The organism is Nitratireductor indicus C115 (assembly GCF_000300515.1).
GTDB classification, from domain to species: domain Bacteria; phylum Pseudomonadota; class Alphaproteobacteria; order Rhizobiales; family Rhizobiaceae; genus Nitratireductor; species Nitratireductor indicus.
In genome coordinates this window covers 225,079-240,272 of the sequence record NZ_AMSI01000004.1, presented here as the reverse complement: position 1 = coordinate 240,272, position 15,194 = coordinate 225,079, and the positions used below count along the sequence as shown (strand labels likewise).

The window sequence follows — 15,194 nt, the reverse complement described above, 5'->3', positions numbered from 1 at the left end:
GGCATTTCAGCGGATGTCAGGCGATGCCGCCGCTCATCTGTCGACATAAATATGATATTTAATATCAACTTATCTTGACCGAGAAAATACGGGTGCTAAATGTCGTCCGCCAGAGCGCGCGGCGTATGCCTGTTCGTTCGGCTTCACTTCAATCGATCTTGCTATCGATAATGCTGTTCGACAGCCGTATCGCCGAGGTGACGGCGACAAGCACACAAGGCATCCTTCATGACCGCTTCAGCTTTAACACCTCCACGGCGCCCCAATCTGGCGGAGTGGAAATTCACCGTCATCGAAACGTTCGACATTGCGCCGCGCATGCGTCGCGTGGTGCTGACCGCCGATAATCTCGACACATTTGAGTACAGGCCGGGCCAGGCTTTGGTCATGCAGGTGCCGTTGCCGGATGGAGAAACGGGCCGTCGCGACTACACGATCCGTTCACTCGACAAGGCCGCAAAGCGGCTTGCGGTGGATTTCGTCCTGCATGGGAACACGCCCGCTCCGACATGGGCACGCAGCGCAAAGGCTGGCGACGAGATCGTCGCGCGCGGTCCACGTGGCCGCACCGTATTCGCGCCCTCGGCAGACTGGCACCTGCTTTGCGGCGATGAGACCTGCATCCCGGCCATCCTGCATATTCTGGAAGATATGCCGGCGGGTGCGCGCGCCTTTGCCTTCATCGAGGTTTCGGGGAGCGAGGACGAGCAGGAACTATCGACCCGCGCGGACGCAAAGATCGAGTGGATACACCGGCCAGGTGGAGACGCCGGCCCGAGTTCAATCATGCTCGACCGCATCGCCGGCTTTGAATTTCCGGAAGGAAATGGCCACGCCTACCTCATAGGCGAAACCAGCAATGTGCGCTCGCAGCGCCACCACCTGATCGAGCGCGGTTTCACCCGTGATCGGATCTCCTCGGAAGGCTACTGGCGGCCGGGCCGCATCGGCGGTCACGACCACGTCGAGGATTAAGCACTCCCATCCCGTTCCGCTTTGCCTTGCGCAGAAAACCCTTCGGCTCCAGCGGCGGTGCGGCGATCGAGTTGCGATCGGGCGGGATCGTCTGCTGCTCCTGAAAGCCGGGAAAGACAAAGAGATCGAGTGGGTTTGCGTTTTCATGAAATCGCCGCCCGCTTCATTTGAACGAGAAAGGTGCAAACCATGGGATCGCGACATCTGACGATTGGCCTCAGCCTGACTGCCACATGGCGCAAGGGTACGCGGCCACTGGATGAAGCGGATGCGGAAGCTTCCAGGAAGGGAACCATCGGCTTCAATGTGGAGCTGGCGAAGATGGCGGAGAACGCCAAGCTCGATTTCGTCTTCAAACCCGATTTCACGGGCGGTCCGCCTTCAGGTGCGGGGCAGCGGTCGCGGACCGACAAGCCGGCTTCGCCGGAGAATGCGGCTGTGGGCCTGGACCCGCTTTTGATGCTTGCCGCCGTGTCGCAGGAGACGGACAAGATCGGCCTTGTCACCACGGCCTCGACCACGTTCAACCCTCCCTATCAGGTTGCCCGCCAGCTCCAATCGCTTAACTGGATGAGCAATGGGCGTGCCGGCTGGAACATCGTCACCTCGATGGATGGCGCGCAGAATTTCAGCGACGAGCCATTGCCGTCCCCCGAAGTGCGCTATCGCCGTGCGGCCGAATTCACCGATGTCGTGCGCGATCTCTGGAACAGCAATCAGTTCGGCGGCGATGCCGCTCCGATAGACCATCGGGGTGAGTTTTTCTCGGTGCGTGGGCCGCTCGCCATTCCTGCGCATCCGGCCGGCCGGATACCGTTGTTTCAGGCCGGGGCTTCGGATGCGGGTCGCGATTTTGCCGCCTCTGTCGCCGATGCCATTTTCGGCGCCATTCCGGATCTGGCGGCAGGCATCGAGCTGCGCGGTGACCTGCGTCGGCGCGCCGCGCAGAAGGGGCGTTCTCCCGACGATATTCGTGTGCTGCCGGGATTGTATTTCTTCCTTGCCCGGACGCGGGAGGAAGCGCGCGAACTGCATCGATTGGGACATGCGCATCTCGGACGCGAAAAGCGCGTCGAATCCGTCCGGTCGATCATTGGTCTCGACATTGGCGAGATGGATGATGATGATCGCGTCATGGCGTCTTTCCTGCCCGACCCGCAGACGCCGGTGCGCAGCCGGACTCATGCGGACCTGTTGCGCCGTTTTATCGCCGAGAACGAACCCACCATCGAGGAATTGCTAGCGCGGCCGGAAGTGGTCGGTTCGGCACATTGGGTTTCAGTCGGCACCGTTGACGATGTCATCCAGGATATCGTGACGTGGCACGAGGCGGGCGCCATCGACGGGTTCATTTCGCTGCCTGGCGGTTCTTGGGGATCGATGCAGCTCTTCTTCGAGGAGCTGATGCCGCGCTTGAGCGAAATGGGGCTGTTCCGCAAGGAATATGAGGGCTCCTCCCTGGGCGCGCATCTGGGTATCGGATAGGGTGCAGGGCGATGCTGCCTGAGATTGCTCAGGCGGTGCCGCCGCACTCTTTCGAGGCCGCATTGGCGGCTTCGACCAAGAGGCTGAAGTGCTCCTCAGACCGTGCGGCATCGATGAGTGACACCGTTGTCACGACACAGGCAATTTCGCCCTGGGCATCGAAGATGGCGGCCGCTTTGCCGGTGAGCGATGAAAACAGGTGTTCATTGAGCTCGGCGGCACCTGCCTGGCGGATGAAGCTCAGCCTTGCCGCGTCGGGTTGTGTGCCGCGAAAATTTGCCGGTTGTTGTTGTCGGGCGGCATCCACCATCTTCGGCGTCATGAAGGCCTGAAAGACCAGCCCGCAGGCGCTGTTGTCCACCGGAAGGACATCCCCGAGCATGACCGTGCTGATCGAGAAATAGGCGCTGCGATACCAGCGGACGAGTGTCGGCCCGCGCTCCGTCCAGATTGCGACCCCGGCACTTGCGGCGAGAGACCCAGCGAGCTTCTTCATATGCCGGGCAGCCACTTCCACCGGCTCGATCCTGCGGAGCGCGCCCATGCCGATGCCGAGTGCGGCCGGGCCGAGATCGTAGCGGCCGCTGGCCGGATCCTGCGCGGCAAATCCTTCGGCAATCAGGCTCCTGAGATAACGATGCGCGGTCGATGCACCCGTACGGGTTTCCTTGGCGACCTCACTCAGCGCCATCGGTCCTCTTGCGCTTGCAAGAACCTTCAGAAACCGGCTTGCAATGGCGACCGACTGGATAGTGCCCGAGCGTCCCGGAGAGTGCGGCGTTCTCTCTGTATCCGTTTTATCGCGGGTCATGAGGACTGGCTCCGGATCGCTCGCTCGTAGAGCGGATTGGCAGCCGGCTCTCCCGGAGGCGCCATCGTCTCAAATACCATCCGGCTCCTCCCTGTATCCCGCATTCGAACGCAATATCATGCCTCCTCGGACCGTCAAACCTGTTGCAGAACGGATACAGTCGCCGCTTCGGCATCGTATATCCATGTCTTAAAGTTGACTTTTGGAATCCATTTTGCAATGTGGAATTAAAGCACATTCAGCAAGCCAAGGCTCTAGTCCCAGCCAGCGTATACAGCCGATTTCCTGGGGGCTTCATGTCACATATTTCTTCCAATCTTCTGCTGCGCACTGCGAGCGGATTATCCATCCTTGCTGCCTTGACGCTTACTGCATCCGCGCAGGATCAGCAGAATGCCACGGTGCTCGAAACGATTACGGTCACGGGCGAGCGCATGGTGCGCAGCATTTTCGACACCGCTTCTTCGGTCACGGTCGTGACGGAGGAAGAGCTTGAAAAGAATGTGCAGGAAAACACCGCCAAGGATGTTCTCAATGACATTCCCAATGTCTTTGTGCCGAACACCGTTGGAGCAGGCACGATACGCGGTCAGGCAATCGAGGGGCCGAACACGGGCGCCACCGCATTTTACGGGGGGACCGTTCCCCGTGCCACGATCAATGTTGATGGGCGATATATCAGTTTCAACGAGCTCTATTTCGGCGACACGTCGGTGTGGGATGTTGGCGCGATGGAAGTGTTTCGTGGGCCGCAAACCACTTCTCAAGGCGCAAACAGCATTGCCGGTGCGATCATCATCAACACGAACGACCCCACATGGACGCCGGAGGCATCCATCCAGGGCAGCGTGAGCAGCAATGAGGGGCGGCGACTTTCCCTGATGGCTTCCGGCCCGCTTATTCAGGATGAGCTTGCCGGCCGTCTGGCGCTCGATTTCTACGGTCGTGACAGCATTATCGATTTCGTGAACCCCGCCTTCGATCCGGGTGACGCAGACCCCAATATCTCGGTGAAGAACGGCAGGGGAAAACTGTTATGGAAGCCCTCGGCGATCCCCGGCCTGGAGGCGAAGTTCACATACAGCCATACTGAATCGAACGGTCCGCAGTCGGAATCCATCCCCTATCCATTCAACGGATATGAAAGCAATTCGACTGCGGTCGTCAGTTGGGACAACAAGACGGATACAGGTATTCTGGATCTGAGCTACGAGATGGAGAATGGTGTCACGCTGTTCAACCAGACGCAGTATTCGGTGTCGGATATCCGCCGGCTTTATAATCCTTCCGACAATGGCTCTGCCGAGATCGACCAGACCGATTTCTCGAATGAGACCCGGGCCACTTTCGAAGCGATGGACGGTCGTTTGACGGGCGTCGCCGGCGCGTTCTATCGCAATGTCAAGGCAGACGAAGCGCTGCACTTCCTGGGCGGAATCGATTTTCGCGACAGCAAGGAAAGCCTTGGCATATATTCCGAGCTGACCTACCGACTGACCGACAAATGGTCCGTGACCGGCGGCCTTCGCTATCAGCGCGACACGATGACCCGTACGGGAAGTTATGCGGGAACTCCCGTCTCCTTCGACGGCACTTTCGATGACATACTGCCCAAGATTTCGGTGTCCTATAATATCACGCCCGATCTGACGGTCGGTGCGCTTGTCAATCGCGGTTACAATCCGGGCGGCGTCTCGCTCGACACGACGCGTGAAATGTTCGTTCCCTTCCGCAAGGAAACGGTCTGGAATTACGAGTTGTTCAGCCGCGCCAGCCTGCTCGACGGCGACCTCATACTTACCGGAAATCTCTTCTACAGCGATTTCCGCGATGCGCATCGCTATTCGCGGACCTATATTCCCGAACTCGACCTGCAGACGAGCGCGACGCTGAATGCGGATCGCGCGCATTCCTATGGTGTCGAACTGGGTGCGACGTGGAGCGTCTCGGACAGCCTGCGGCTCAACGGCTCGCTTGGCTTGCTGCGTACCAAGATCACGAAGTTCACCGATTCGAGCGCTGATTTCGAGGGCAACGAATTCGCGAAGTCGCCCGGCTACATGATCGGCTTCGGCTTCGACTGGGACATCACGGAGCGGTGGAATTTCGGAGGCAATATCCGTCATGTCGACGGTTATTTCTCCGACGACGCAAACACCGTCGCCTATGCGGTCGAGCCATACACCGTCGCGAATGTGAACATGTCCTACCGGCCAAAAGACAACATCAAGATCTTCGGCTACGTGAAGAACATTTTCGACGAAAGGGCAGCGACATCGATCGGTGGGCGCGGCAGCGTCATAAGCGCAAGCATCGTGCAACCGCGCACATTCGGCGCGGGCATGCGTGTCGATTTCTAGACCCCGTCGGGAGAGGCATGTTGCACGCCGGGCCATACTGGAGAGATGGCCCGGATCGCGAAGGCGCCCTGCGCGGGCATTGCCCGATAGCGCAGGTGGTGACCGCCTCGTGAAACGAAAGCCGCGCTGTTCCCTGATGACCGTCGCAACCAGGACCCAACCGGATTTATCGTGCCCCTGCTTACCTGCAACGATCTGACTGTTTCCTATGCTCCTTCAGCCAAGCCTGTGGTTGACGGCGTGTCGGTTCAATTCGCCGACGGTCGTTTCACGGCGCTGGTGGGCCCGAATGGGTGCGGGAAATCGACCCTCATCAAGGCGATCATGGGGTTTCTTCCGGCATCGTCGGGAAGCGTATTGCTGAACGATACGCCGCTCCATGGGATCGGCAGAAGGGAATTGGCGAAACGGGTGGCTTATCTGCCGCAGGAAAATTATTGCCCCGACTACATCACGCTCGGTGAACTGGTCGAGCTCGGCGGTTATGCGCGCTATTCGCTGTTCGGCGGGCCGGGCGAAAGAGACCGTGCCCTGTTCATGGATGCCCTTGCCACTGTCGGACTTGAGGGCATGGCTTCGAAGCCGGTCAACGCGCTGTCTGGCGGGCAACGTCAACGCGCCTGGATAGCCATGATCCTCGCACAGGATGCCGACACCATCCTGCTTGATGAGCCGGTTAATCATCTTGATGTTCACTATCAATACGCGATCCTCGCCCTGATCCGGTCTTTGACGCAGCGTGGCAAGACCATCGTCGCGGTTCTGCACGACCTCAACCTGACGTCTGCATTCGCGGACGAGGTGGTGATGATGCACGATGGAAAGGTTGTCTCGCACAGCGACACAAGAACCACGATCACCGCCGACAATGTCCGCCGGGTCTTCGATTTCGATGCCGACGTCTTCATCCGTGACGAGCGTCTGGTCTGCCTGCCGCGAAACAGGACAGACGTCGTCACATGATCCGATATCGCTATCCCGCGATGCTGGCCGGTGCGACGGTTGTGCTCGCAGCCCTGCTTGCAAACCTCGCATTCGGCGCGACTTCCATCGATCTGCGCAGCGTTGTCCGAGCGCTGCTTGCCTTCGATGCCGATGATTACGATCATTTCGTCGTCGTCTATCAGCGTTTGCCGCGCGCGCTGATCGCAGTCTTTCTGGGCGCGACGATGGCTTGCGGCGGCGCTGTCCTGCAGGGGCTGACGCGCAATCCGCTTGCCTCGCCGGGCATCCTGGGCATCAATTCCGGGGCGATGCTTTTTGTCATCGTGGGGGCATTCATCTTCAACCTGCCCATGGAATGGCAGGGCGTTGCTGCCATTGCAGGCGGATTGTTCGGCTTCGTGAGTTGTCTTTTCGTGACCCGCATGACCGGCATGTCGAAGGACCCGCGCGGTCTGGCGCTTATCCTGTCGGGCGCCGTCCTCTCGATGCTCTACGGAAGTGTCGCAAATGCCATCATGCTGGCAAGTCCGTCGCGCCGCAGCGATTTTCTGAGCTGGGCGTCGGGCAATATCAATCATGTCTATGTCGAGCGCCTGATGGATTTCTGGTGGCTCGGCGCGCTGGGGCTTGGCCTGCTCATGGTGCTTGCCAGACCCCTGACGCTGGTGACATTCGGCCGCGAGAAAGCGGCTTCGGCGGGTGTCGATGTTTCGCGGGTCACCTGGATATCGGTTGGTGCCGTCGTGGTGTCGGTCAGTTCGGCTGTTGCCATTTGCGGTCCTATCGGCTTCGTCGGGCTGGTGACGCCCCATATCGTGCGCCCCTTTGTCGGCGCATCCTTTGCGCGCGCTTTGCCGGCAAATGCGCTGATCGGCGCTGCGATCTGCCTGCTTGCCGATCTGGCCGCTCGAACAGTCTTCGCGCCGCACATATTGCACACCGGCATCATGATGGATCTGCTCGGTGGCCTCGTCTTCGCCATCATCGTCAAACGCTACTACCTGTCGCCTGGCGTAAGGGAGGCAAGCCGATGATCCTTGCCCGGGCACTCGACGGTCGTCGTGTCGTGAGGCTCTCCGGCGGCCTCCAGATTCGCGTCGGGGACTTGACGACGCTTGCGTGTCTTCTCGTTGCAATACTGATTGCGGCAATCGTTTCACTGACCGTCGGCACCACGCCGATAACGCTTGGCGATGCTGCGGCTACGCTGCGGCGTGGACCGGGCGGCGGCGATCTGGCTTTTGCGATCTGGGAGGTGCGCCTGCCGCGTATCCTGATGGGGGTGCTGGTCGGCGGGTCGATCGCATTGACCGGTGCAATGCTTCAGTCGCTATCGCAGAACCCTTTGGCCGATCCCGGACTGCTGGGGCTCAGCCAGGGATCGATGACGGCGCTCATGCTGATCTTCGTTCTGTTTCCGACGATGCCGCAGGGCGTTTTGCCGTTGGCGGCGCTTGGCGGCGGTCTCGCGGTGGGCATCCTGTTGCTCCTGCTTGTGGGACGTGGAAATGCCGGCGGCATGGCGATCCTCCTGATGGGAATTGCGGTCGAGACGACCCTGTCCTCGGTGACCTCAGTCCTGGTGCTCTACACGCCGCCTGAAGTCTCGCTGGCTCTGGCAGACTGGATGGCCGGGTCGCTTTTCCGCTCCTCCTGGAACAGCCTTGCGACCTTCACTCCATGGTTCGCCCTGGGTGTGCCGGCCATTCTGCTGCTTGGCCGTTCGCTGCGCAGCTACGACATGGGCGATCAGATGGCGATGTCGCTGGGCGAGAATCTTCCCTTGTCGAAGCCCGTCATTCTCGTCACCGCCGTTCTGTTGACTTCGGCGGCCGTATCCGCTGTCGGGCCGCTTGCCTTCCTGGGGGTGATGGCACCGCATCTCGCAAACTTCATAAGCCCGACATCGGGCCGGGGCAGGCTGGTCCTTTCTGCGGCGGTCGGGTCCCTGCTCGTCATATGCGCAGACATGATGACGCGCGCCTTTGCGGGGGACATCCCGCTGCCGACCGGTCTCGCCATCGTCATGCTGGGTGTGCCGATGTTCATTCTCACACTGCGCTTGCGCGCCATGCGCCGCATGCGGCGCCAATAAGGGAAACGGATATGAGAAAGCTCATGACGGCTGTCGTGGTCTTGTTGCTGAGCGGTGGCCTGGCCGTGGCCGAGTCTGCGGTCCAGTCTGCGGTCCAGTCGCGCGAGGTTGTCGACGACGCCGGTCGGACCTTGCGGATACCCGATACGCCCAACCGCATCGTTGCCTTGCACGAGGCGCTCATTGCCCTGCCTCTGATCGAATTGGGTTTCGACGTGGTTGGGGTCTATGGCCGGGCGGAAAATGGAGCCAGCATCTATGATGTCGATTTCATAAAAAGCGTCTTTGGCGATGATCCGTCCCTGCGTATCGGCGGGATCGGCCCCGTGGGAAACATCGACCTTGAGAAGCTGCGCGCTTTGAAACCCGATCTGATCGTCGGCATGGGTCAGCAAACGGCCCAGTCCGATGTCCTTTCGGAGATCGCGCCTGTCTACCTTCAGGCGACGATGTCGGTGGGCGAAGCAGGGTTTTCCATCGAGAAGCAATTGGCCGAAGTCCTTGGTCGTTCGGAGGTGTTCGAGGCCAAGCGTGCTTCTTATATGGAGCGTGTCGACGAGGTCCGCTCCGGTCTTCCGGAGGATCCGCGCGAGAAAACCTATCTCGCGATCATCGTCTTCGACCAGATCAGTGCGGTGCGCGATGTCTCGGGCGCGATACAGGCGATCCGCGATCTGGGTTACAAGCAATATGACTGGGCAGACCGCGTTACCAGCGAACCGGCGAGGGGGCGCGGCTTTGCGGTACCGCTGAGCTCTGAGGAATTCGCTCGTCTCGACCCCGATCTTCTGGTCGTCATGAACAGCTATATGAGCACCGACCAGAGCGAGGAAGGCATACGTGCACGGCTCGATGCCATCGCTCCCGGCTGGAGCCGGTTCATGCGGGTGGCGAAGGAGGACCAGATCATATTCCTCAACTCCGCCCAGGTCGCCACGCCCACGATCCAGAGCGCGCTGCACACACTTTCGGCATTCGAGCAATGGAGCAAGCGCTGACCACGGTCTATGACCAGGGCTTTGAGTGCTGCATTCCCATATCCTGACCTCCGGCAAGAAGCATGATCGACACCCTCAAACGTTTCGCAGTTTACTACAGACCGCATCGCGGCCTGTTCTGGCTCGATTTCTCCAGCGCGGTTGTGGCCGGGATGCTGGAACTGGCCTTTCCCATTGCCGTCACGCTGTTCATCGACCGGCTGTTGCCGACGGGCCAGCTCGGTTTGATAGCGCTTGCCGCAACGGGGCTTCTGCTCGTCTATCTCGTCAATGCGGCCTTGCGTGTCATCGTCACCTATTGGGGGCACATGCTTGGAATTCGCATCGAGACCGAGATGCGGCGCAAGGCCTTCGATCACCTGCAGAAACTGTCTTTCGGGTTCTTCGATAATGAGAAGACCGGCCATCTGGTGGCCCGTCTGACCAAGGACCTGGAGGAGATCGGCGAAGTCGCGCATCACGGTCCCGAGGATTTGTTCATAGCCGTAATGACGTTGATCTGTGCTTTCGTTCTGATGCTGTGGGTGCATGTGCCGCTGGCGCTGGTCACCGCCGTGGTGTTGCCCCTGTCGGCGTTCATCACCCTTTACTATGGAAGCCGCATGACCCGGACATGGCGCGCCATCTATCGTCGCGTCGCCGAGTTCAATGCGCGCATCGAGGAAAATGTCGGGGGCATTCGCGTGGTCCAGGCATTTGCCAATGAGGATCATGAGCGCAAGCTGTTTGCCGAGAACAATCAAAATTACCTGACGACCAAGCTTGCAGCCTACAAGGTGATGGCGGCGTCCATATCGCTTTCCTACCTGTCGATGCGCTTTGTGCAGGTGGTGGTGATGCTGGTCGGAGCGTGGTTTGTCGTCCATGGCGAGCTGACCGCCGGCGGTTTTGTCGGCTTCCTGCTCCTGGTCAATGTGTTCTTTCGCCCCCTCGACATGATCAATACGGTGATCGAGATGTATCCGAAAGGGCTCGCCGGCTTCGAACGCTATCGGAAGTTTCTGGAAACGGAGCCGGATATCGCCGATCGGCCGGGAGCGGGCGTCGTCGACCGTCTGAAGGGCGATATCGTCTATCGCGATGTGGCCTTCGACTACGGAACCGGGCGGCGGGTTTTATCCGGCTTGAACCTTGCGGTGAAAGCGGGGGAAACGGTTGCCCTGGTTGGACCATCGGGTGCCGGCAAGACCACCATATGCTCGCTGTTGCCGCGCTTCTATGAAGTCAGCGAAGGCTCGATCAGCATTGATGGCATGGATATCCGCGACATGACGATGAAGTCGCTGCGCTCCAACATCGGGATCGTGCAGCAGGACGTCTTTCTGTTTGCGGGCACCATCAGGGAGAACATCGCCTACGGACGGCTGGACGCCAGCGAGAACGAGATTCTTGAGGCGGCGCGGCGCGCACGGCTTGAAAGCGTGATTGCGGCCCTGCCTTCAGGCCTGGACACGGTGATCGGCGAACGCGGCGTCAAGCTATCGGGTGGCCAGAAGCAACGTCTGGCGATTGCCCGCATCTTCCTGAAAAATCCGCCGATCCTCATCCTGGACGAGGCGACCTCGGCGCTCGATACCGAAACGGAGCGCGCGATACAGCAATCCCTGTCGGATCTGTCCGAGGGGCGCACCACGCTGGTTATCGCCCATCGGCTTGCAACCATCGCCAATGCAGACCGCATCCTGGTGGTGGAAGACGGCCGCATTGTCGAGGAGGGCAATCATGCCGTTCTCGTCGCCTCGGATGGACGGTATCGCCAGCTTCATGCCGCCCAGTCGGGCGCGTGAAATCGCGATTGGCCGTCAGCCGGCGGCTTGCGGGCGGGGATCGTCGCGAAATTCGGTGGCGATGACGGAAGGCCGCTCGCGGAAACGGGCGTGCCATGCGGCAAGCGTGGGACGGTTGTTCGGCCAGCCCTCCGAGGAGAACCGGAAATTCAGATAGCAAAGGGCCACACCGATGCTCAGATGCCCGGCATCGAAGGAACGGGCATCGATTTCGGCGATATGGCTTTCGAGCCAGTCGAGGGTACTGGCCAGCTTTCTGCGCCAGGCCGCGATCTGGATTTCGGAGCGCTGTTCGGGCGGGCGCATATAGAGCTCCACCAGCCATGGCAATGCGATATCCAGCATGCCCGTACCGAGCGCTTCGTCGCGCAGTGCGATTTCACGCTGTTCCGGCGCTTCCGGAAAGAGGCGGGGACCGCTTTCTCCGGTTCTGTCGGCCCATTCCATGATCACGCGGCTGTCCCAAAGGGGAGGACCGTCCTCGCGCTCGAGCGTTGGAATCTTGCTGAGCGGGTTCACCAGCATCAATTCTTCATGCGGGACCATGGGGTCCGCCGTGGTTCGTGTGGTTTGAATGGTGTCGGCGAGGCCCTTCTCATGGAATGCCACCATGACCTTTCGAACATAGGGCGAGCGGGGAGACCAGTGTAGCAGCGGCATGTATGTAGTCCTCCAGTAATTCGGCACCGCTCAGGCGGCGTGTGCGCAAACGAATGTCTTCGGCAGTCCGGCCCGCTCTATGGCGCCGGTCAGCTTCTCCTGGGGCAGCCATTGCGGCAATCTTTCGCGCAGGCGCAGCAGCGCATCCAGATCAACGCCGGTATCGAACCCCATCGATTCCAGCAGATAGACACAATCCTCTGTGTTGATGTTGCCGCTCGCCCCGGGTGCGAACGGGCATCCGCCCAGCCCCGCAAGAGAACTGTCGAACAATCTGACCCCGGCATCGAGCGCGGCGACGACATTGGCAAGGCCCAGCCCGCGTGTGTCGTGGAAATGGGCGGCGACCGGCAGGGGGGCGACCTCGCGCACGACGGCGGCCAGAATGCGCCGGACCTGGTTCGGGTTCGCATAGCCGACCGTGTCGGCAACCATGATCTCGTCGGCGCCGGCTTCCGCATAGGCCGAGGCGATGGCGAGAACCCGCTCTTCCGGCACGGCTCCCTGTATGGTGCAGCCGAAGCTCGTTGCTATGCCGCCGGCGATTGCCGTCTTCCCGTCAAGCCCGCGCGCCTTGCGCTCGTCCATGATGCGGTCGAAATCGGCCAGGGACTCATCCGTGCTGCGCCGGACATTGGCCTGATTGTGCGCTTCGCTGGCCGAGCAGACGAAGTTCAGCTTTGCAACGCCCAGATCGAAACCCGTCTGCGCGCCGCGCAGGTTTGGAATGAGCGCGGAAGCCAGCAGACCGGGAATGGTGAGCGCTGTCGAGGCGACCGTTCCCGCGTCGGAAAACTGCGCGATGACATGAGGCGGGACGAAGGAGGTCACCTCGATTTCCCGAACGCCTGCCGCCGCCTCTGCGCGCGCCCATTCCAGCTTTATCTGTGTGTCCAGAAAGTCCTTCGCAAGCTGTAGACCGTCGCGCAGGCCCACTTCGCGAACCGATGCCTTTTCCGCCATCTCAATTCTCCCGGCTGAATCAGACCCCTTTGAAGCGGGGTTTGCGCTTTTCGTTGAAGGCTTCGATGCCCTCCTGCCTGTCGGCGGAAGGAACCGTGCGGTTATAGGCCTCGATCTCGAAGGCCAGCCCGTCGGCGAGGCTCATTTCGCAGCCCCGCGCTATGGCCTGCTTTGCCTGCCGGATGGAAATCGGCGCGTTGGCGGCGATCCGCGTTGCCGTCGCGATAGCCTCGGGCAACAGAGTGTCTGGCGCGCAGACCCGATTGGCAAAGCCCCATTCGAGTGCTGCCTGAGCATCGAAGGGTTCACCGGTGAAAATGACCTCCTTGGCGCGGCGCGTTCCCACGGCCCTCGGCAGCGTCTGCGTGCCGCCGGCGCCGGGGATGATGCCGAGCGTGACTTCGGTCAGGGCGAAACGTGCCGTCTGCGAGGCGTAGATGAAATCGCAGGCGCCCGCGAGTTCGCAGCCACCGCCGAAGGCAGCGCCATTGACGGCGGCGATGACGGGGACGGGACAGAAGATCACCGCCCGCGCCATGCGTTCGAACACGAGATGCTGCCGGCGCCACTGATCGTCGCTCATGCCACGGCGTTCCTTGAGGTCTCCGCCCGCGCAGAAGGCGCGGTCGCCGGCCCCTGTCAGAACGATGCAGCGCGGCTCCACGGGGTCGAGCCGGAAGCCTTCGAAAAGCGCCACGAGCTCTTCCGCCATGCGCGTGTTGAATGCGTTGCGTGCCTCAGGTCGGTTCAAGGTGACGAGCACCACATGCTGCTCGGGGTTTTCGACGAGGATCGTTTCGAAATTCATGGTCAGGCGACCTCTCTTCTATGCGGATGTCAGGCGACTTCACCTGACTGCAGAAAGTTTCAGGCCGCGCGGTCGAGCGCAGCGCGATGTTCGGGGGCGGCGATATCCAGCATCAGCCTGCGACGCTCCTTCAGGGAGCGGCCTCTAAGATCGGCCACACCATGTTCGGTTACAATGATGCCGGCTTCGCTGCGCGGTGTGCTGACCGGACCGGACAGAGTGCCGACGATGCGGGGTGCTCCCGTCTTCGCGACAGTTGCGGGCAGTGCGACGATGGGCAAGCCGCCGCGCGAGCGATGAGCGCCGCTCAGAAATTCGCTCGCCCCGCCGACTGCACCGACATAGATGCCGCCGGCGGTCTCGGCATTGATCTGCCCCGTGAGGTCCACTTCCAGGGCCGAGTTCACGGCGACAAAGCGGTCGTGAGCAGCCAGAATTTGCGGGTCGTGGGTGTAGCTCGTTGGAGCAAGACGAATGGCCTTGTTCTCATGCGCGAAGCGGTAGAGAGCCTCACCTCCCATCAAAAGCCCGCCGATGCTGACGCCGGTGTCGCGGACCTTCGCTGCATTGGTCAGAGCGCCTGCCTGCGTAAGCGTCATGAGCCAGTCGCCGAGCGCGCCCGAATGAACGCCGAGATCGCGGCGGTCGGCAAGGGCGGCGAGGATCGTTTCAGGCAGTTTGCCGAGTCCAGCCTGTAGCACCGAGCGATCCTCAACCAACGCCGCGACATGTCCGGCAATGCGGGTTTCCACGGTTCCGGCGCGCGCCGGGGGAAGGCAGAGCGGCGCATGCGAGGAGGCGACGAGGATATCGATGTCTTCCCGCGAAAGCACCTGTCCGCCGGCCATGCGGGGTAGCCGGTCATTGACCTGTGCGATGATTGTGCGCGCAGATGCGATGAGCGGGGCGATATATTCCTCGGCGAGCCCGAGTGTGTAATGTCCGTCTGCATCGCAGGGGGCGATATGCAGCAGAAGCACGTCGACCGGGCAAAGCGCTTCCGCAAAACGGCTGTAGGGGACAGGCAGGATTTCCAGCAGGCCGGCGCGGGCCAGCGTGGTGTTCGTGCCGCTTCCACAATAGGAGACGAATTCCACGAAATCCGCGTGGGCGGGTGCGGGGGTTTCCGACAGGCTGAGGCCGATTCCAGCGCGAAAGCCGCCGATTTCTGCCCGTTCGCGCATGAGAATCCCGGTAAGAGCCAATGGCTCCGCACCGGCCTGCGGCCAGACGACCATATCGCCACGGCGCACGAAATCTGCCATGCGAAGCTGGTCGAGGGGAATTTCCCTGCCGGCGCGTTTCAT

At 61.0% G+C, this 15,194-nt stretch carries 13 protein-coding genes; 8 read left to right on the top strand and 5 right to left on the bottom strand.

Features of this window, described 5'->3' with window-relative positions:
* The first annotated feature begins 228 nt into the window (after positions 1 to 228).
* Both NA8A_RS07690 and NA8A_RS07685 read left to right on the top strand, forming a co-directional pair.
* On the top strand, positions 229 to 975 hold the full coding sequence (locus tag NA8A_RS07690) for a siderophore-interacting protein (RefSeq protein ID WP_009756347.1): 747 nt from the start codon (positions 229 to 231) through the stop codon (positions 973 to 975).
* Between the two features lie 189 nt (positions 976 to 1,164).
* Positions 1,165 to 2,460 carry an NtaA/DmoA family FMN-dependent monooxygenase gene (locus NA8A_RS07685; RefSeq protein ID WP_009756346.1) on the top strand — a complete coding sequence of 432 codons (1,296 nt, stop codon included), beginning with the start codon at positions 1,165 to 1,167 and terminating at the stop codon, positions 2,458 to 2,460.
* Positions 2,461 to 2,488: 28 nt separating this feature from the next.
* On the opposite strand, the gene NA8A_RS07680 is transcribed toward NA8A_RS07685, so the two are convergent.
* Positions 2,489 to 3,271, bottom strand: a complete 783-nt coding sequence (locus tag NA8A_RS07680) for an IclR family transcriptional regulator (RefSeq protein ID WP_040672031.1) — start codon at positions 3,269 to 3,271, stop codon at positions 2,489 to 2,491.
* Positions 3,272 to 3,567: 296 nt separating this feature from the next.
* Here NA8A_RS07680 and NA8A_RS07675 point away from each other — a divergent pair, with 296 nt between their 5' ends.
* The 6 genes from NA8A_RS07675 (at position 3,568) to NA8A_RS07650 (ending at position 11,456) form a co-directional block, all read left to right on the top strand.
* Positions 3,568 to 5,631, top strand: a complete 2,064-nt coding sequence (locus tag NA8A_RS07675) for a TonB-dependent receptor (protein WP_009756344.1) — start codon at positions 3,568 to 3,570, stop codon at positions 5,629 to 5,631.
* 168 nt (positions 5,632 to 5,799) lie between these two features.
* Positions 5,800 to 6,594 (top strand): ATP-binding cassette domain-containing protein, encoded by a 795-nt coding sequence (locus tag NA8A_RS07670; RefSeq protein WP_040672029.1) that lies wholly within the window; start codon positions 5,800 to 5,802, stop codon positions 6,592 to 6,594.
* Positions 6,591 to 7,610, top strand: coding sequence for a FecCD family ABC transporter permease (locus NA8A_RS07665; protein WP_009756342.1), 1,020 nt, complete (start codon positions 6,591 to 6,593; stop codon positions 7,608 to 7,610). The genes NA8A_RS07670 and NA8A_RS07665 overlap by 4 nt, the downstream gene beginning before the upstream one ends.
* Positions 7,607 to 8,671, top strand: a complete 1,065-nt coding sequence (locus NA8A_RS07660) for a FecCD family ABC transporter permease (RefSeq protein WP_009756341.1) — start codon at positions 7,607 to 7,609, stop codon at positions 8,669 to 8,671. Before NA8A_RS07665 ends, NA8A_RS07660 begins: the two co-directional genes overlap by 4 nt.
* An 11-nt stretch (positions 8,672 to 8,682) precedes the next feature.
* Positions 8,683 to 9,669 carry an ABC transporter substrate-binding protein gene (locus tag NA8A_RS07655; protein ID WP_009756340.1) on the top strand — a complete coding sequence of 329 codons (987 nt, stop codon included), beginning with the start codon at positions 8,683 to 8,685 and terminating at the stop codon, positions 9,667 to 9,669.
* Between the two features lie 62 nt (positions 9,670 to 9,731).
* A complete protein-coding gene (locus tag NA8A_RS07650) occupies positions 9,732 to 11,456 on the top strand; it encodes an ABC transporter ATP-binding protein (RefSeq protein WP_009756339.1) in 1,725 nt (574 codons plus the stop codon).
* Positions 11,457 to 11,471: 15 nt separating this feature from the next.
* Here the strand turns inward: NA8A_RS07650 and NA8A_RS07645 are convergent, their stop codons facing one another.
* Genes NA8A_RS07645 through NA8A_RS07630 form a run of 4 tightly spaced genes read right to left on the bottom strand, consistent with a single transcriptional unit; the run spans position 11,472 to position 15,194 of the window.
* Positions 11,472 to 12,116 carry a glutathione S-transferase family protein gene (locus tag NA8A_RS07645; RefSeq protein WP_040672026.1) on the bottom strand — a complete coding sequence of 215 codons (645 nt, stop codon included), beginning with the start codon at positions 12,114 to 12,116 and terminating at the stop codon, positions 11,472 to 11,474.
* Between the two features lie 30 nt (positions 12,117 to 12,146).
* Positions 12,147 to 13,079: a hydroxymethylglutaryl-CoA lyase gene (locus tag NA8A_RS07640; protein ID WP_009756337.1), complete on the bottom strand. Its 933-nt coding sequence runs from the start codon at positions 13,077 to 13,079 to the stop codon at positions 12,147 to 12,149.
* A 19-nt stretch (positions 13,080 to 13,098) separates the two neighbouring features.
* A complete protein-coding gene (locus tag NA8A_RS07635) occupies positions 13,099 to 13,887 on the bottom strand; it encodes an enoyl-CoA hydratase-related protein (RefSeq protein ID WP_009756336.1) in 789 nt (262 codons plus the stop codon).
* 59 nt (positions 13,888 to 13,946) lie between these two features.
* Positions 13,947 to 15,194: an acetyl-CoA hydrolase/transferase family protein gene (locus NA8A_RS07630; RefSeq protein ID WP_009756335.1), complete on the bottom strand. Its 1,248-nt coding sequence runs from the start codon at positions 15,192 to 15,194 to the stop codon at positions 13,947 to 13,949.